This window comes from Citrobacter sp. wls710 (assembly GCF_005281115.1).
In the GTDB taxonomy this organism is placed as follows: domain Bacteria; phylum Pseudomonadota; class Gammaproteobacteria; order Enterobacterales; family Enterobacteriaceae; genus Citrobacter; species Citrobacter werkmanii.
The window spans coordinates 193,254-211,127 of sequence record NZ_SZXD01000026.1 but is presented as its reverse complement, the minus strand read 5'-3'; the positions used below and the strand labels follow the sequence as shown (position 1 = coordinate 211,127).

The window sequence follows — 17,874 nt, the reverse complement described above, 5'->3', positions numbered from 1 at the left end:
ATAACAGCCTCATCCGGCCTACAGCTACATCAGGCCGTCATTAAATAATGCTGATAGCCCGCTGCGGCGTTCGGTACGCATGACAATTGCCCCGCCCAATATTCGTTCATCGGCATACAGCGACAGACGGCGGCGCGCGCGGGTTACGGCGGTATAGACCAGCTCGCGGGTAACCACAGGGGAATGCTGGCTGGGTAAAATCAACGCCGCATGGTCAAACTCAGATCCCTGCGATTTATGTACCGTCATCGCCCAGGTGGTTTCATGCTCAGGCAAGCGGCTGGGTTGCACCGACTTAATCGAACCGTCCGGCAGCGCAAACCACACCCTCAACCCTTGTCCACGCTCGAGGGCAATGCCAATATCACCGTTAAATAACCCCAGCGAACTGTCATTGCGCGAAATCATCACCGGCCTTCCCTCATACCAACTACTGTGCGTCGAACGGCGAATTTTACGTTTTTGCGTCATCACCTGCTCAATGCGTTCATTCAAACCGCCAACGCCAAACGGGCCTTCCCGCAAAGCGCATAACAGCTGATACTCATTGAAGGCCTGAATGATGGCATCCGGCGCGGCGCCCTCGTGCAGTAAATCCAGGTAGTGCCCATAACCGGCCAGCGCCTCATCCAGCATCGCGGCGTAATCTTCACTGCTGTGTAACGTGCGTTTTTCGATATCGCTGAATCCCTGCTGGAAAACCGTTTTTACCGCAGCTTTGTCACCGCGATTAATCGCAGCAGCCAATTGACCGATCCCAGAGTCACTGCCAAAACGGTAGCTTTTTTGCAGCAGACACAAGCTGTCACGCAACGCCGCCGCCTGGGTACCCGTTCCCGCCGGAATAGCGCTACCGGTCAGGCGACTAAGCTGCCGGGCACGTTCCGGGGTGAATCCTTCGCTGACAAAAGCACAAATATCCCCAAGCACCGCCCCCGCCTCGACGGAGGCAAGCTGGTCACGATCGCCAAGAAAAATCACCCGCCCGTGCGATGGCAGGGCATCGATAAGGCGCGACATCATCGGCAAATCAATCATCGAGGCTTCATCCACCACCAGCACATCCACATGCAGCGGGTTCCCCGCATGATGACGCAGACGCTGGCTGCCAGGCTGAGCGCCTAATAACCGATGCAGCGTACTGGCATCATCGGGAATGCGTTTCTTTTGCTCATCGGTAAGCGGCAGTTCTCGCAGCGCCGCCCCCAGCGAGGCGGTCAGACGCGCAGCCGCTTTTCCCGTTGGCGCCGCCAGACGAATACGGCAGCGTTCACCATCCATCATCTGGATCAACGCCGCCAGAAGCCTCGCGACCGTTGTCGTTTTTCCGGTGCCCGGCCCGCCGGAGATCACTGATATACGACGGGTCAGCGCCACAGCAGCGGCCACCTTTTGCCAGTTAACGCCTTCCGATGATGGAAACAGCGCCTCCAGCGTGTCGGTCAGCCGTTGTTCATCCACCTCAATGGCGTGGTTAACTTCACTGAAAAAACGTGCCACCGCGCGTTCGTTATGCCACATGCGGTTCAGATATAAACGATCGCCGTACAGCACCAGCGGGGTCGGTTGCTCGCCACGGCTTACTGCCCCGGAGGCCAGCAAACATTCAGCCCAGTCTTCAGGCTCGCCCATCTCAGCAAGCCAGGCGCTTAACAGAGGATGAGCATCTTCGCGTAAGGATAATCGCGAAAGCGGTAAGCAGACGTGCCCTTCTCCCGCTTCGCGGCTGAGCAATGCCGCAGCCAGCGCAACCGCAGGATTGTCATTTCCGGCAACTGCCAGCGCAAACTGGGCATCCAGAGGCCGGAGCTGTTTTTGCTCAACGGCTTGCAGTAATCGTTTCTGGATTGTCATGACATCTCCTCCAGCTCCGCACCGGCAAACATCTCATCCATCAAAGCGATCAATTCGCCGTCTGGTCGGGTGGCGTAAATTCCCTGCTGCGGATCCTGACCATCAACGCCCCGCAGGAAAAGATAGATGACGCCACCAAAATGGCGTTCATAATCGTAATCACTGATGCGATGGCGTAAGTAGCGATGCAGCGCCAGGGTATAAAGTTGATATTGCAGGTCGTAGCGATGCGCCTGCATAGCTGAGGCCATCGCCTGCTGCGTGTAGGCTGCGCTGTCTTCACCCAGCCAGTTAGATTTGTAATCAAGCAGGTAATAACGCCCCTGATGACGAAACACCAGGTCAATAAACCCTTTTAGCATGCCGCGTACCTGCATAAAATCCAACGCAGGGCAGCCCGCTGAGAGTGGATCGTATTTACGGATTAACGCATCAAGTCGGCTGGCCATCAGCGGCTGCGAAATCGGCAGATAAAACTCCATCTCCACCTGTTTTTCACGGGCGGAAAGTTGGCTCAAACTGACGCCCGTCTCGTTAAGAGGCGCCTGCAAAATAGCGTCCAGCCATGCGGTCAAAACCGGCGTCCAATGCGCGTCATAACCGCCCAAGGCCAGTTTTTCCTCGACCCAACGCGGATCTACCGGTTGGGTAAAATCAAGGTCCTCAAACAGGCTATGCAAAAACGTGCCCGGCGAGGCGCCGCGCGGAAATTGATGCGGGGTGAGTCCTGACTCCGCAATGACCTCGCCAACGCCTGCGGCATCAACATCCAGGCGCGGGATCAGATCCTGCGCGATTCCATGTCCGCGCTGTTGCAGGCCGGAATAACTGGTCACGCGCCAGCCATCGCCGGGGGTGCGTTGCAGTGTTCTCGCACTCAATGTGGCGCTGACCGGCTGCGCAACCTGCCAGCGCTCACCGTCAGGTTGACCTGGCGTCAGGCAGGCAATATCGTCGCAACCCAGCGCGTCAATCGCGCCACGCAGTCCCACGGCATCCATTGGCTCACCTTTTTGCAACAGACGACCAAGGGCGCTCTGATGCACATCGGTATCCCCCTTTTTATCGCCCCGACGACGTACCAACGGCGCAACACCGAGGCTGCAGTGCCATACCGAACGGGTTAGCGCAACGTAGAGCAAGCGCAGGTCTTCCGCCAGGCGTTCAGCCTCTGCAAGCTCAACGCTCTCCCTGGCGTCACTGAGGTCCAGTACCGCTTCAAAGGAGCTGCGATCGTGGTAGAACGCCTGATCCTGGACGCGGAAATTCGTGATAAACGGCAGCCAGACCAGCGGATATTCCAGCCCTTTCGATTTATGAATAGTCACGATTTGTACCAGATGCTTGTCGCTTTCCAGTCTGAGCTGCTGGCTGGACGCATTGCTGTCCGGTTCAAGAATATGCTGGGACAACCAGCGCACCAGCGCATGCTCGCTTTCCAGTTGCGATCCCGCTTCCTGGAGCAGTTCGCTGATATGTAAAATATCAGTCAGGCGGCGTTCGCCCCCTGCCGTCGCCAGCAGATTTTCCGCAATCTGGCGGTTTGTCATCAGCGCACGCAGCATCGGCATGACGCCGCGTTTATGCCAGATTTGACGATAGCCATCGAATTCTTCAACTACCGCATCCCAGGCATTCTCGTCGTTATTTAATGCTTCAATATCCTGCGCATTCAGCCCCATCATTGAGGTCGCCAGCGCGCTACGCAGCGTGTTTTCCCGTTCCGGCGTCATCACACCTTGCAGCATCCACAGCAATTCCTGCGCTTCCAGCGTTTCAAATACGCTGTCACGGTTGGAAAGGTAGACGGAGGGAATCGCCAGTTGCGTCAGGGCATCGCGGACCAGCGCCGCCTCCTGGCGGCTACGAACCAGTACGCTGATGTCTGAGGCGCGTACCGGCCTGGATGCTTTACCGCTCACCAGTTGCGCATCACCAGAGTGTCCGGCCTTCAGCCAGTCGCGAATTTGCGTTGCGCACACTTGCGCCATGTAGTTCTGGTAGTCACCAACGCCACAACTTTCCCCTTCCATCAGCCACATACTCATTGCGGGCTGTGTTTCACCGTGTAAAACAAACCGTAGCGACTGGTTTTTCTCTGCAAATTTTACCGGGCTAAAGGGGATTTCGCGGAACATAAAGGCGTCGTCCATCTGGCTGAAAAGCGTATTCACGCTATTGACCATGCCGGGGGCAGAACGCCAGTTGGTGTCGAGCGTATAGTGTGCGCTGACTTCGCTGCGCGCCTTCATATAGGTGAAGATATCCGCGCCGCGAAACGCATAAATAGCCTGTTTGGGATCGCCAATCAGCAGCAGCGCGGTCTCTGGCTGATGCTGCCAGATCCGGCGGAATATGCGGTACTGCTGCGGATCGGTATCCTGAAATTCATCGATCATCGCGACCGGAAAACGGGTACGGATAGCCGTCGCCAGCGCATCGCCGCTTTCACTGCGCAACGCCGCATCCAGACGGCTGAGCATATCGTCAAAGCCAAGCTCTCCGCGTCGGCGCTTCTCTTCGGCAACCGCGGTGCGGATTTCCGCCAGCGCCCGGGTAATCACCAGATCGCGGAGAGTTAACGGTTCGCTAAGCAGTTCATCAATGGCGACGAAAAGCGGGTGCTGAGGCGTTACGCCACCCGCTTTGGTGCGCTCTTGCAGAAAACGCTGTGAAAATTTCTCCAGCGCGTCAGGAAGCTGGTAACTCTGGGTTTCTTCCTGCGCCCATGCGCTGATCTTTTCGATCCACTTACCCTGGTTACCGCGATTAAATTTACGCCGGTCGATCCCGGAGGCTTCCAGCAGACCGTCAAGCTCATCAACGGAATCACGCCATTGCTGCTTAATCAGGTTAATGCGGGCGAGAATTTGTTCGTGCCGGGAGGCCAGCGTTTCGTCATCTGGCGGCGGAGCCTTGATTACCGGCGCTTCACCCTGCAGATAGCGATTGATATCACTCAATAGCGCCTGAGGACCTTTCCACGTTTCAAAAATAACCTGCGCAATGTCGCGGGACAACGGATAGCAATGCCGCCGCCAGAAGTCCGCGCACGCCTGATAACGCAGCAGTGATTCGTCTTCAATCAGTTGCTGTTCAAACAGCATGCCTGACTCAAAGGCGTTGAGGCTGAGCATGCGCTGACAAAAACCGTGAATGGTAAACACCGCCGCTTCATCCATCTGTCTCTCAGCCAATAGCAGCCACTGGGCGGCCTGTTTTTTATCGGCTATTTCATCTAACAAACGAGCATATAGCGGGTTGTCGGTGGTTTCGCGCAGACAGGCAATGCGCAGCTCATGAATGTTGCTACGAATTCGGCCACGCAGCTCTTCGGTGGCCGCCTCGGTGAAGGTGACCACGAGCAGTTCTTCGACGGTCAGAGGACGTGGAAAGGCGGCAGAGCCGCCCAGTCCAAGCAGTAAACGTAAATACAGGGCGGCGATGGTAAAGGTTTTACCGGTGCCCGCAGAGGCTTCAATCAGGCGCTCGCCCGTCAGGGGCAAGCGCAGTGGATCAAGGGACTCAGCGGCATCATTCATTCTTGTCACTCATCAGGGGTAAGGTTTGCTGCAACGCGCTGACGGTCTGCCACACTTTCCAGCCTTCCGGGCGCACGTATTCTGCTTTCCCGTTTTGACTGCCGGAAACCTGTGACAGTATCGCCATGCCTTGCGGCTCAACCACCGCCTGATGGAAGAAGTCGGCAAGTTTTTGCGGCGTCAGCAGTTTAATCTGAGCCACTATTTTATCACGTGAATCAAAGCGCATATTGCCGCGATCAAAATCTTTGCTTAACTGTGAGGCTTCTTCCCCCAGCGTTTGCGGCGCCTGTAGCATTTGCGCAATGATCGCCTGCTGAATTTGTGCAAACTCTTCCGGTTTCATTGCCCGCAGCTTCGCTTCCGCCGTCGGGAAAAATGCTTTATAACGCTCCCAGAGGTAAGACGGTTGCTTATCACTACTTTGTAACAGGAACCCCATCCCCCACTGACGACCAACGCTCATCGGGAAAGCAAATACGGCGTAGCCTAACTGCTCTTCAGTACGCAATTGATTGTAAAACCACGGCTGAACAATTTGCCCTAACATGGCGCTGTAGGCTGAACTGCTGTATTCGTCATAGCCAGTTGGCACAAATACCGCCGCCAGCGCAGAATCCGTGCTGCTGCCCGCTTTCTCAAAGATGACGGACTGCTTCTTGTCCACGACCACTTCTTTGTTCCGACACCACTGCGAGCCTTTCGCGCCAAGCTGTTTCTGAATATCCTGCGCCATGGTTGTAGCCTGAGCTTTGCTCATATTACCAACCACCAGGAATTCAGGCCGCGCCCCCGCTTTTAACGCATCGCGGTAGGACATCACCTCTTGCAACGTAATGGATGGCAATAGCGCGCGACGTTCATCGCGAGAGAAATAGGGCACCTGAGACAGCATTTGCACCGGCATAATCGCCTGATCGTAGGCTTTACCTTTTTCCGCAGAGTCCATCATCTGGGCGTACCAGGATTTCGCCTGCGCCAGTTGTTCATCCGTTGAGGTGTAGCTGAAATAACCGCTCAATAAGGCCTGAAAAAGCTGCGGCAGACGTTGAGTGTAGCCATTAGCGTTAAGCATCAGACCATTGTTAGCGTTGGTCGAAAAACCTATTCCACCCACCGATGCCTGGTTGCTTAACTGATCGAGCGCGATTCCCGCCAGGTAGTCGTTCAGGGCGAATAATACCTGGTTGCGCGCGCTGTCCATCGCTTTCGGGTTACGCAGGATCACGCTGACATCAGCCTTCGGTTCGCTGGCAAAATACTGGCTCGGCGCATACACCACGCGCAAATCCGGCTCATCGACGATCAGTTCCGGGTGAGCGTATTTTTTATCCGCCTTGATCAGCGTGAAATCATCCGGAATGTAGGGGTTCAGCTCTGGCAAAGACAGCGCAATGCCCTGTGCTTTTTGCTGCCAGTCAGCAAAGGTTTTGTCGCTGATTTTGTCCACCTGATAAGGCGCATCGACAAAATAAGCGGTTTTATTATGCGGTTCTTTCGCGCTGATATACCAGATACGCGCATTCTGCGGCGTCATCATTGCCAGACGTTGCGCAATGGCTTGCGCATCATATTGGTCGGCAATATTCACCGCATCCAACGTATGCTCGACGGGAACGCGGATCATGGTATCAGCCAGCCATTCCACGTAGTCCATATCACGAGTGATTGAAGGATAACGGAAATCGAGATCCAGCACGTGCGCCAGTTCGTTAAAGTAGCGTTTATCGACGCCTTTCTCACGTAACAGATTGAGATAGCTAAAGATGGCCGCGACAACTTCATCGCGATTCGCCAACCCTTTGTCGGTTAACGTCGCAGAAATGGCTAACACGCCGCTGTTACCATTAACAACCGGGTCGGAATCGGCACGAATGCCCTCCACCAGCCCCTGTTTTTGCAGCCAGTCGGACAGCGTACCAGGGCTACGATTGCCAATCAGGTAGGTTATCAGTTCATCCGTTTTACTGCGGAACTGCGCGCTGTTGTTATCGATACGAAACTCGACGCGCAGGACTTTGCGCGGCATTGCCGGCACATAGTGGATGATGATGCCTTTCTGCGCGTCGGTAACGACCGGTACGGTAATTTCCGGTTTTTCGATATTTCTGTTCGGTACGCGGCCGAAAGTATCAGCGGCTATCCGCGCCAGCTCTGGCAATGGTTTATTGCTATAAATCACCGCCTTCATTAGGTTCGCGGAGTAGTATTTTTCATGAAATTTTTGTAAGGCCAGCACCACCGGGTTACCCGGTTTATCGCTTAATGTCTCCAGATTTCCGCCGGAGAAACGCGAGCCAGGGTGCGCCGGGTTGATCGTCTCAGCGCTGACCTGCGCCATACGCATCCCATCCCGGGTACGCGCCAGCGTCAGCTCGGAGTTCACCGCGTTACGCTCGCGATCGGCATATTTTTTATCCAGCAACGGATCGGCGATCGCGTCCGCCAGTCGATCCACTGCCCCCACCAGCGCGTCGTTTTCGACTTCAAGATAAAAAGCCGTACGGTAAGGCGCTGTGCTGGCGTTGTGGCTGCCGCCATGCATTTTCAGGAATTCAGCCAGGCTGTCGGGCTGCGGGTATTTTTTCGAGCCCATCAGACACATGTGTTCGAGATAATGCGCCAGCCCCTGATGATCGTCCGGATCTTCCAGCGAGCCAACAGGTACCACCAGTGCAGAAAGGGATTTCACGGCCTGCGGATCGGATACCAGTAACACGACCATGCCGTTATCAAGGCGCACGGCCTGATACTGGCGGGTATCTTTATCGCTTTTACGGATGGTTTCAGCTAAAGGCTGCCAACCGGTATCTGCCTGACTTACGGGAACCCAAAGGGCGACGAACAACAATAATGCGCTGAACCAGGTGCTGCGGGGCATTCACAAACCTCATCATTAACGTATTCACCTGTTCACTGCAAACCACGTATCAATACGTGGCCTGAACAGGGCAAGACTTTGTGCTGAACAAGTCAGCATCTTCTCTTTGTAAGAATCAGTCCGTGACAGAATGCGCATCATAGTGGAAGCTATCGAATTGCGCAATTTTTATACAACCATCAGGACTGGTTAAAGCGAAAAATCGGTAACAGATAGCGCTGTGACTGTAAAACAATGCGTTCCAGCGTCTCGGCATCCAGTTGACGCCACAGGCGCTGATACCAGATATCATCGCCTTCGCCACGAACCATCATGTTGCCTTCATAAGCCTGCAAAAACTTACTGCGCGCTTTTTGCAGCGTATCGTCGTCATCTAACATGGCATCATTTGCAGCGTCATAACAGGTTTTTATCCATGCGCCGCCGCTTTCCGGTAATACCAACAATGGCGATGACATGCCTTCCCGATATCCCTCAATGAGTTGCGACAAATACAACAGCGCCTGTTCTGCCTCCAGTGGCGGAAAACGCCATTCTCCGTCTTTACGCAGGAACAGCCGGCTCTCTCCCGTACCGCCACTGGCACAATAGACAAGATGTTCCAGCCAAAGTTGCACTCCCTGCGCAATGCTTATCAAAGATGGACGCCAGCGCAACAAACCGTCCTCTTGCACCTGCGGTAGCCAACCGGTGATTTGCACGCCGTTACAGTTAAGATCGATCTCCATACTCTGACAGGGCTGACGACAGGCGATAATGCGTTCAGCCAGCGACTGCATCTCCTGACGCTGCGTATCCCACAGAATTTCACCAAACGGCCCATAGGGCAGCACGCCTGCCGCACGAAAACGGCGAAATAGTTGTTCAGCATCGTTCTCTTCAACCAGCGTGTTAAGCAATTGCTGATTAAGCTGATAGCGAGTTAATCCTTCCAGAACAAAAGGTTCTGTTTCTGGGATCTCACTTTCTTCAGCGCGAAAGTTGACCTGCAAACGCATCTGGAAAAAGGCCCGTACCGGATGAGCCCAAAAACGCTGTAGCGTTTCCAGCGTTATCATGGCGGGCATTTCAAAGGGGAGAGGCTGCACAAAATCCGTGTGCGCTTTTCCTGACAAGCTCGCCGCAGGCAGCCACTCCCGGGCGTAGCTTTGCTGTTCGCCTGGCTGATAGTTTTGTGCGTCAAAAGGCATGCGGGTATGCAGACGGGTAATGTGCGCTTTTACCCTGGCCTCGCTTTGATCGCAGGTCAACGATTCATCGCCCGGCAGATAATGGCTTTGCCCGATGTAATCCATCAGTTCCTGCACTAATACCGACGGGAAGCGTTCGCTGTTGTCCTGAATTGAGCGGCCAATGTAGCTGATGTAGAGCGTTTGCTGCGCCGAAATTAACGCTTCGAGGAACAGATAACGGTCATCATCGCGACGGCTGCGATCGCCCCGCATCGGTTTTTGGCTCATCAGATCAAAGCCCAGCGGCGCAAGCTGACGCGGATAAACGCCATCGTTCATACCCAGCAGACACACAACCTTAAAAGGAATGGAGCGCATCGGCATCAGCGTACAAATGTTAACAGGCCCCGCCAGGAAGCGCTGGCTAATGCGTTCCTGGTCGAGACGCTGCGCCAGCTCATCACGTAGCAAGGAAAGCGGTACGGCATCACCATACTCAGCCCCCAGTCCTTCACTAATAATTGCCTGCCACTGCTGTTCAATCAGCGTCATCGCCGCTTCGGTATCCGCATCCGGCAGGAAGAAATCATTAAGCATGTCCCGACAAACGGGTAGCCACTCTTCCAGCGGGCGCTCCTGCGCCAGTCCACGACGCCAGAGATTAAGCTGCATCAGCAACGAGGCCAGATGCCCTACCAGCTCGGCAATCAAACCGCTCGACTCATCGTAGGGCAATACCGATTGCCACTCGCCCTGGGCGCTTTCCATCGCATAGCCGAGCAGCATGCGCGTTAAACCAAATTGCCAGGTATGCTGACCCGTTGGCGGCAGTTCCAGCTCGCGCACGTTATCGTCGTCAATTCCCCAGCGAATACCTGATTCATTGACCCACAAACGAAGATAGCGCAGACCTTCTTCATCAATATTGAAACGTGCCGCCAGCACGGGTACATCCAGTAATGCCAGCACATCCTCAGAGACAAAACGGCTATCCGGCAGCGAAAGCAGACTGATAAAGGCCTGTAAGACGGGATGGGACTGGCGTGCCCGACGGTCGGAAATCGCATAGGGTAAGTAACGGTCGGCTGGCGCGCTGCCAAAAACCGCCTGAATGAACGGGCTATAGCTGTCGATATCCGCCACCATCACGATAATGTCGCGCGGCGTCAGCGTGGGATCTGCTTCCAGCATTGCCAGCAGTCGGTCATGAAGAATTTCCACTTCACGCTGAGGGCTATGGCAGACATGGAAAGTCACGCTGGTGTCGTTCGCATCAAGCAGCCGTTTGTTGTCGCTCCGGGAATACTCGTCCAGCGTAACGCCCGCCACGGCCCGGCTTTGTAACTCGAGAATATCCGACTGAATGTTATGCAAAAGATTGTCTGGGGTTATATCGACAAACGCATCCAGCTCCTGGCTGTTTTCCAGTTCTGAAAGCAGATAAATATAATCACGTCCCAACTTGCCCCACGAGGCTAACATCGGGTTGCCTACGTCCTGCTCACCATCACTGTTAAACAATCCTGCCGCATTCTGAGTATCACGAAACAGCGGCAGGTGACGTTCTTCAAAACTGTGCCGACGCTGACGCGCCAGCAGCTTTGCCAGCCAGGCGGGATCTTTAATGTCACCCCAATAGTAGCGACAAGGGTTGGTAAATAGCAGATGAATATCAATATGCTTACCCAACGCCTGCAATGCCTGCAGGTAAACCGGCGGTAGCGCCGAAATTCCGCAAATAAAGACGCGAGAAGGCAGCCCCTGCGGACATTCAGACGCATTTTCCAGGGTGTGAATAAATCGCTGATATAAATTGGCACGATGCCAGCGCGGTTGGCCCAGTTCAGCGGTGTATTCCACCAGTGCTTTCCACAACGGTGCCTGCCATGCCTGAGCCTCGCCGAGTCCTTCAATCTGGCGCTCCGCTTCCCACTGAGTTAACCAGTCAGGGCGATAAACTAAATACTGATCGAAAAGGTCCGCCGCGCGTGCGGAGAGTTGAAACAGCTTACGTTTATCGGTGTCGTCCGTCAGATAGTGTCGCAGCAGTGCGAAGTCATCGTTATCCAGTAACTGCGGCAGCAGAGTCATTAACTTCCAGCTCATGCTCTGTTTGCTGAACGCGCTCTCTTTCGGGATATCCGGCAACACGCGCACAAACATATCCCAGATAAAACTCGCGGGCAGCGGGAAATCGATGTTGGCGGCGATACCAAATTTCTGTGCAACGGTCATCTGTAGCCACTGCGCCATACCGGTACTTTGCACCAGGATCATTTCCGGTTCAAAGGGGTCGTCCAACCGCTCGCGCTCAACGATAAACTCCATTAACGCTTCCAGCACATCCAGACGATTGGAGTGATAGACCCTTAACATAGCGGCTCCTGACTACTGACGGTTCGGGCAATGCAGACGTGTCATTTGACCTTGCCTGCCCAGGGGTGAAGAAATTTTAACGCTGATGCTGACACATCCTGCTCCCGTTGTCTGCATTCGGTTAACCTGCCAGTTCACAGGTGGTGAAAACGGATACAGCTGGGTTTGTTGCCAGGCGTGACGCCAGAGTTGCTGATACTGGTTTCTGACGATAAAACTGTTCATCAACGCCCGCTGGTATCCCGATAGTGCGGTCACAACCATGATCATCAGCACCATTGCCAACATCACTTCCGGCAGGCTAAAACCACGTTGTCTGTTCAGGGGATCTGGCATAACGCTACCGCCTTTAACGGACAAAAATCGCTCCAGCCATGCGGCGAAAATTTGATATTGCCATCGATAACCTCTCCCTGACGCCATAGCGATACCTCTTCATAATGAGCGATAAGCAGCACGGAAGTCTCAGTAAGTCGTCGCAGGCAAACCGCGGCATCCTGCCCGGTATAACGCCGACACTGTATCGTCGGTTGTAAGCCCCAGGACTGCATGCGTCCCCATTCGATAGCCGATTGCACTACCGCCTGCCGCTGCAAAGACCGACTTTCCGATGTAACACGCGATGCGAAGCTCGCTTCTTGTCGGCTAACCCCCTGCAGTAACAGGCTGCCGAGCACCAGCAATAGCAGAACCATCGCCAGGGATGAAACACCTCGCTCACTATTCACAGGTTGAAACCTGTCACACTGTAAAAGGCTTCAATGACTTTTTGTGGTTCGACGTTGCTCACTCCACGCAAACGCAACGTAAGGAGTGGTTGAAATCCGCGAATATTCACGCGCTCAACCTGAAATGCCTCAATCTGAATGGTGGCCGGATCGGTCATTTTATCCCACCCTTTTCCATTACAACCAGTTGCTCCCCGCAGGGTCTCCAGTACTTTGTCCTGTAAACGAAATCCGATGACATCAGCCTCTTTCGCGGGACTATTCTCCCAAACGCCGTTACCGTTGGCATCCCAACGGGCAATGACACAGTCGCCCTTAGCCGACATCACCAGTCCCTCTCCGACACAGGTTCCCCGGCAATACCCTGCCCGCTGAAGATGTTTTGCCACGGTATAGAGCCGCTGCCATATTTCATCTTCCAGCGCTAACTGGCGCGTGTTGCGCAGAATATCTCGCTGCAGAGCAGGTAAAAATCGCGCAGCGCTAAGCAGTAAAATGCTGGTGATCGCCATAGCAATGAGCACCTCCAGCAGTGAAAAACCCCGCTCGTTTACTGACATGACCTGGCCTCATCGCGTTCGCAAAGTCTGATTCGCCCCCAGCCTGACACCATCACGCGCCATTCCCCTGTCGCATTTTTCAGGCGAATATGTCCAGCCCATGCCGTATTGCGCAGCCCAAAAAAGGCCAGTGAAGGTGTTATCTCTGCCATTTCGACATCGTCCCATAGCGGTGCAAACACCAGGGGTGAAGTTGGTTTACACCCGTCTTGTAAAGCAGCAGAACTGACCAGACACCAGGATGAACCATCCCGCATCACGCTGATGACGTGATCGCGGTTACGCCAGTTAGCATCTTCACGTAGTTGCAGCAGGTAATCCCGCACCTGACAGGCGGTCTGCCACAGGCGCTGTTGTTGTTGCCAGTACTGCCAACCATACAACCCGGACGCGCCAAGCGCCGCGACAATCAGCATCGCAATCAGGGTTTCGAGAAGCGTGTAGCCTTGTTGTTTTTTCATGCCGCCAGTATGGCGCGAGGAAAATGAATAACGAGCGGGAAATTCGGTTTCTACGGCGAGCTACGAGGAATATTTGACGCGTTGCAGAGCGTTGCAATATTTCAGGAACCGGCGCCGAAGAATGGAATGACAGACAAAAAAACCGACGCGCGAAGGCGTCGGTTATGACAACATGAAGCTCGGTTAGATAGCTACTGGCGCTTTAATACCTGGATGCGGATCGTAGCCTTCAATTTCGAAATCTTCGAAACGATAATCAAAGATAGATTCAGGCTTACGTTTGATGACCAGCTTCGGCAACGCGCGCGGTTCGCGGCTAAGCTGCAGATGCGTTTGATCCATATGATTGCTGTACAGGTGCGTGTCGCCGCCGGTCCAGACAAAATCGCCCACTTCAAGGTCGCACTGCTGCGCCATCATGTGTACCAGTAAGGCGTAGCTGGCAATGTTGAACGGCAGACCGAGGAACACATCACATGAACGTTGATACAGCTGGCAAGAGAGCTTGCCATCCGCCACATAGAACTGGAAGAAAGCATGGCACGGCGCCAGCGCCATCTTATCCAGCTCACCAACGTTCCATGCCGAAACGATGATGCGGCGAGAATCCGGGTCATTTTTCAGCTGGTTTAGCACCGTGGTGATCTGGTCAATATGGCGACCGTCCGGCGTTGGCCACGCGCGCCACTGTTTGCCATAAACCGGGCCTAAATTACCGTTTTCATCCGCCCATTCATCCCAGATTGAGACATTGTTTTCATGCAGGTAGGCAACGTTAGTGTCGCCCTGCAAGAACCACAGCAGCTCATGAATGATCGAGCGTAAATGGCAGCGTTTGGTCGTAACCAGCGGGAACCCTTCCTGCAGGTTAAAACGCATCTGATGGCCAAAAATGGAAAGCGTTCCGGTTCCGGTACGGTCGTTTTTCTGTGTGCCTTCATCCAGCACTTTTTGCATCAGTTCTAAATACTGTTTCATGGTTCCTCAGGAAACGTGTTGCTGTGGGCTACGGCGGTACGCCCAAACCATCATAATAATGCCTGCGACAATCATCGGGATAGAGAGGATCTGTCCCATGCTGATGTACTGCACCCAGGTGCCGGTAAACTGTGCATCCGGCTGGCGGAAGAATTCAACGATAATACGAAACGCGCCATAACCAATCAGGAAAAGACCGGACACTGCCCCCATAGGACGAGGCTTGCGAATGTACAGGTTCAGAATGATAAACAGTACAACCCCTTCCAGCGCCATCTCATAAAGCTGAGATGCGTGACGCGGCAGCGAGCCGTAGGTATCAAAAATAGACTGCCACTGCGGGTTACTTTGCAGCAGTAAAATATCTTCGGTACGGGAACCCGGGAATAGCATGGCATACTTGAAATTCGGGTCGACGCGTCCCCACAGTTCACCGTTGATAAAGTTGCCCAGACGCCCTGCTCCCAGACCAAACGGGATCAGCGGAGCGATGAAATCAGAAACCTGGAAGAACGAACGCTTGGTGCGTCTGGCGAAGATAATCATCACCAGAATCACACCGATAAGCCCGCCGTGGAAGGACATGCCGCCATCCCAAACGCGGAACAGATACAGCGGATTATCGAGGAACAATGGGAAGTTATAGAACAGTACGTAACCAATACGCCCACCGAGGAAAACCCCGAGGAAGCCTGCATACAGTAAGTTTTCTACTTCATTTTTAGTCCAGCCACTACCCGGCCGATTAGCACGGCGCGTCGCCAGCCACATCGCGAAAATAAAACCCACCAAATACATCAAGCCGTACCAGTGAAGCGCGACGGGTCCGATTGAGAAAATGACCGGATCGAAATCCGGAAAATGCAGATAGCTACTGGTCATCTGTCACCACAAGTTCTTGTTATTTCGCTGAAGTCAGACAGCAATTGATAAGCGCGCCTGCATAATGCAGGCGCTCCAAAGGTGCGAATGATAGCACAAGGGGATCGCAGCGGATGCCGGGAAGATGTAAAAGATCTGTATAGGTAATCTTTACCCCCATAATGCCTGATAGCGTTACGCTTATCAGGCCTACAATCCCCCGCGAATCAATCCCCCCATGCCACGGCGCTCCATAAAGGCCGCCACCTGATGGCGTACTTCTGCCGCCATCTGCGCTTCCAGGCTGCGCTGGGCCAGCGTTTGCGCCTCGCCAAAATCAATATGGCGCAGCAGATATTTCACGCGGGCCACGGATCGACCGTTCATTGACAAATGACGGAAACCCAGGCCGACCAGAATGGCCACGCACATCGGGTCACCCGCCATTTCACCGCATAAGCGCAAGTCGATACCGCTTCTTTCAGCTTCCTGCGCAATCATCGCCAGCGCACGTAGCATCCCCGGATGCAGGCTGTCATAAATGCTGGCCACCCGCGTATTGTTACGATCGACGGCCAGAATGTATTGGGTAAGATCGTTGGTTCCGACCGAGATAAAGTCTATCCGGTTAGCCAGATGCGGCAGCATAAACACCATCGACGGAACTTCCAGCATGATGCCGATGCGCGGTTTCGGGATTGCGTAACCGATCATCTCTTCCACTTCACGTCCGGCGCGTTCAATCAGGCGTCGCGCTTCGTCCACTTCATCAATACTGGTCACCATCGGCAGCAAAATGCTCAGGTTACCGGTTGCCGCGTTCGCACGCAGCATGGCCCGGACCTGGATCAAAAAGATCTCCGGTTGATCGAGCGTAATGCGGATCCCTCGCCAGCCAAGGCATGGGTTTTCTTCACTGATCGGCATATAGGGCAGCTGTTTATCGGCCCCGACATCCAGCGTCCGCAGAGTCACTGGCTTGTCGTTAAACATTTGCAGCATCCCTTGATACTGCGCAACCTGTTCTTCTTCCGAAGGAAAACCGCTTTGCAGCATGAAAGGAATTTCTGTGCGATACAGACCAATGCCATCGATCCGGCTGCCCAGCTTCTCTTCATGTTCCGGGCTGAGACCCGCATTGAGCATCACCTTCACGCGCTCGCCGCTTTTTAACTGCGCAGGCTGATTGACGTCATCTTCCGCCAGGCGGCTCAGCTCAATCTCTTCGCTGATAAGACGCTGGTATTCCTGGACCAATACCGGTTCCGGATCGACCAGAACTTCGCCTCGATAACCATCCACCACCAGCGTTCGCCGGTGTAGCACTGACGGCTGGATATCTGCCCCCATGACGGTAGGAATACCCAGCGCACGCACCATAATTGCCGCATGAGAGTTGGCTGCGCCGTCCCGGACAACCACGCCGACTAACCGGTCCTGGGGAAGTTCCGCCAGCGTGGTCGCGGAAAGCTCATCCGCCACCAGCACAAAACGTTCCGGCCAGGCATTCGGTCCCTGGATCGAGTCGTCAAGATGAAATAGCAGACGCTGGCCCAGCGCGCGTAAATCTCCGGCCCGCTCTTTGAGGTAGTTATCGCTCAGCGCGGCAAACTGTTCGGCAAATTTTTCGATGATCGTTTTAACGGCCCACTCAGCCACCGAGCCGTTATCCACTTCCGCAAACAGTTCGCGGCGCAGACGGGTATCGGAAAGCAGGTGCGAGTAGAGATCAAAGATCGCCGCCGTTTCTTTCTGCGCCCCGGCGGTAAAACGCTTGCTGTAACGGCGGAATTCGTTCGCCGCTTCTTCCAGCGCGCCGGTCAGCCGCTCACGTTCGAGCACGGGATCCAGCGTTGAAGCCTGATAAACCTGCTCCATCAGCGGTAGCGTCGCATCCTGCCAGCCTTCGGCAATGGCTACACCGGGAGCAGCAGGCAATGCACGGATACGCGTTTGCCGATATTGGCCGAACAACGCATTCAGTTGCGACTGGGAAAGTATGGCCGCCATTTGCGTGGCGAGCGTCACCAGGAAAGACTCTTCGCTTTCGTCGTACTGACGTAATTCACGCTGCTGCACCACCAGCACACCCAAGAGCTGACGACGCTGAATAATCGGTACGCCTAAGAACGCACGAAAGCGCTCTTCTTTTACCGAAGGGATGTATTTAAAGCTGGGATGTTTTTGCGCATCGGCGAGGTTGATAGGTTCCGCCAGCCTGCCAACCAGGCCAACGATACCTTCATCAAACGCGAGTGCGACAGTGCGACCACGGGGTTTTTTCAGACCCCGTGTCGCCATGAGGTAATAACAACGTCGGTCGTGATCGGCCAGATAGACCGAGCAGACCTCTGTATCCATCGCAAGACAGATGTCGGTAACCAGTATATTAAGCGCCTCATTAAGACGCGGAGCACTGGCCACCTTTTCGACTATTTCGCGCAGGCGGGTGAGCATAATT

Annotated in this window: 11 protein-coding genes; all 11 read right to left on the bottom strand. The window is 54.4% G+C overall.

The genetic code is table 11. From position 1 onward, the window contains the following. Nucleotides 1–24: 24 nt before the first annotated feature. Nucleotides 25–1,854, bottom strand: coding sequence for an exodeoxyribonuclease V subunit alpha (gene recD, locus FDX14_RS10090; protein WP_137349454.1), 1,830 nt, complete (start codon nucleotides 1,852–1,854; stop codon nucleotides 25–27). Beyond that, nucleotides 1,851–5,396, bottom strand: a complete 3,546-nt coding sequence (recB, locus tag FDX14_RS10085; protein WP_137349453.1) for an exodeoxyribonuclease V subunit beta — start codon at nucleotides 5,394–5,396, stop codon at nucleotides 1,851–1,853. Before recB ends, recD begins: the two co-directional genes overlap by 4 nt. Next, nucleotides 5,389–8,277, bottom strand: a complete 2,889-nt coding sequence (ptrA, locus tag FDX14_RS10080; protein WP_137349452.1) for a pitrilysin — start codon at nucleotides 8,275–8,277, stop codon at nucleotides 5,389–5,391. The genes recB and ptrA overlap by 8 nt, the downstream gene beginning before the upstream one ends. Nucleotides 8,278–8,456: 179 nt before the next feature. Further along, nucleotides 8,457–11,825, bottom strand: a complete 3,369-nt coding sequence (recC, locus tag FDX14_RS10075) for an exodeoxyribonuclease V subunit gamma (RefSeq protein WP_137349451.1) — start codon at nucleotides 11,823–11,825, stop codon at nucleotides 8,457–8,459. Between the two features lie 12 nt (nucleotides 11,826–11,837). Beyond that, entirely contained in the window at nucleotides 11,838–12,161 is a 324-nt protein-coding gene (locus FDX14_RS10070; protein WP_042310774.1) for a prepilin-type N-terminal cleavage/methylation domain-containing protein, read from the bottom strand. Beyond that, nucleotides 12,146–12,553 carry a DUF2509 family protein gene (locus tag FDX14_RS10065; RefSeq protein WP_042310776.1) on the bottom strand — a complete coding sequence of 136 codons (408 nt, stop codon included), beginning with the start codon at nucleotides 12,551–12,553 and terminating at the stop codon, nucleotides 12,146–12,148. The genes FDX14_RS10070 and FDX14_RS10065 overlap by 16 nt, the downstream gene beginning before the upstream one ends. Next, on the bottom strand, nucleotides 12,550–13,113 hold the full coding sequence (locus tag FDX14_RS10060; protein WP_137349450.1) for a prepilin peptidase-dependent protein: 564 nt from the start codon (nucleotides 13,111–13,113) through the stop codon (nucleotides 12,550–12,552). The genes FDX14_RS10065 and FDX14_RS10060 overlap by 4 nt, the downstream gene beginning before the upstream one ends. Continuing rightward, on the bottom strand, nucleotides 13,104–13,574 hold the full coding sequence (locus tag FDX14_RS10055; protein ID WP_137349449.1) for a prepilin peptidase-dependent protein: 471 nt from the start codon (nucleotides 13,572–13,574) through the stop codon (nucleotides 13,104–13,106). Before FDX14_RS10055 ends, FDX14_RS10060 begins: the two co-directional genes overlap by 10 nt. Nucleotides 13,575–13,757: 183 nt before the next feature. After that, a complete protein-coding gene (gene thyA, locus FDX14_RS10050; protein WP_003033990.1) occupies nucleotides 13,758–14,552 on the bottom strand; it encodes a thymidylate synthase in 795 nt (264 codons plus the stop codon). Nucleotides 14,553–14,558: 6 nt separating this feature from the next. Then, nucleotides 14,559–15,434 carry a prolipoprotein diacylglyceryl transferase gene (gene lgt / locus FDX14_RS10045; RefSeq protein WP_042310782.1) on the bottom strand — a complete coding sequence of 292 codons (876 nt, stop codon included), beginning with the start codon at nucleotides 15,432–15,434 and terminating at the stop codon, nucleotides 14,559–14,561. A 189-nt stretch (nucleotides 15,435–15,623) separates the two neighbouring features. Then, nucleotides 15,624–17,870, bottom strand: coding sequence for a phosphoenolpyruvate--protein phosphotransferase (gene ptsP / locus FDX14_RS10040; RefSeq protein WP_042310784.1), 2,247 nt, complete (start codon nucleotides 17,868–17,870; stop codon nucleotides 15,624–15,626). Between the last annotated feature and the right edge of the window lie 4 nt (nucleotides 17,871–17,874).

What these genes read in the sequence shown, in the direction of transcription:
- recD (WP_137349454.1), bottom strand. Translation starts at nt 1,854, where the DNA reads ATGACAATCCAGAAACGATTACTGCAAGCCGTTGAGCAAAAACAGCTC.
- lgt (WP_042310782.1), bottom strand. Translation starts at nt 15,434, where the DNA reads ATGACCAGTAGCTATCTGCATTTTCCGGATTTCGATCCGGTCATTTTC.
- FDX14_RS10055 (WP_137349449.1), bottom strand. Translation starts at nt 13,574, where the DNA reads ATGAAAAAACAACAAGGCTACACGCTTCTCGAAACCCTGATTGCGATG.
- ptrA (WP_137349452.1), bottom strand. Translation starts at nt 8,277, where the DNA reads ATGCCCCGCAGCACCTGGTTCAGCGCATTATTGTTGTTCGTCGCCCTT.
- FDX14_RS10060 (WP_137349450.1), bottom strand. Translation starts at nt 13,113, where the DNA reads ATGTCAGTAAACGAGCGGGGTTTTTCACTGCTGGAGGTGCTCATTGCT.
- recB (WP_137349453.1), bottom strand. Translation starts at nt 5,396, where the DNA reads ATGAATGATGCCGCTGAGTCCCTTGATCCACTGCGCTTGCCCCTGACG.
- recC (WP_137349451.1), bottom strand. Translation starts at nt 11,825, where the DNA reads ATGTTAAGGGTCTATCACTCCAATCGTCTGGATGTGCTGGAAGCGTTA.
- ptsP (WP_042310784.1), bottom strand. Translation starts at nt 17,870, where the DNA reads ATGCTCACCCGCCTGCGCGAAATAGTCGAAAAGGTGGCCAGTGCTCCG.
- thyA (WP_003033990.1), bottom strand. Translation starts at nt 14,552, where the DNA reads ATGAAACAGTATTTAGAACTGATGCAAAAAGTGCTGGATGAAGGCACA.
- FDX14_RS10070 (WP_042310774.1), bottom strand. Translation starts at nt 12,161, where the DNA reads ATGCCAGATCCCCTGAACAGACAACGTGGTTTTAGCCTGCCGGAAGTG.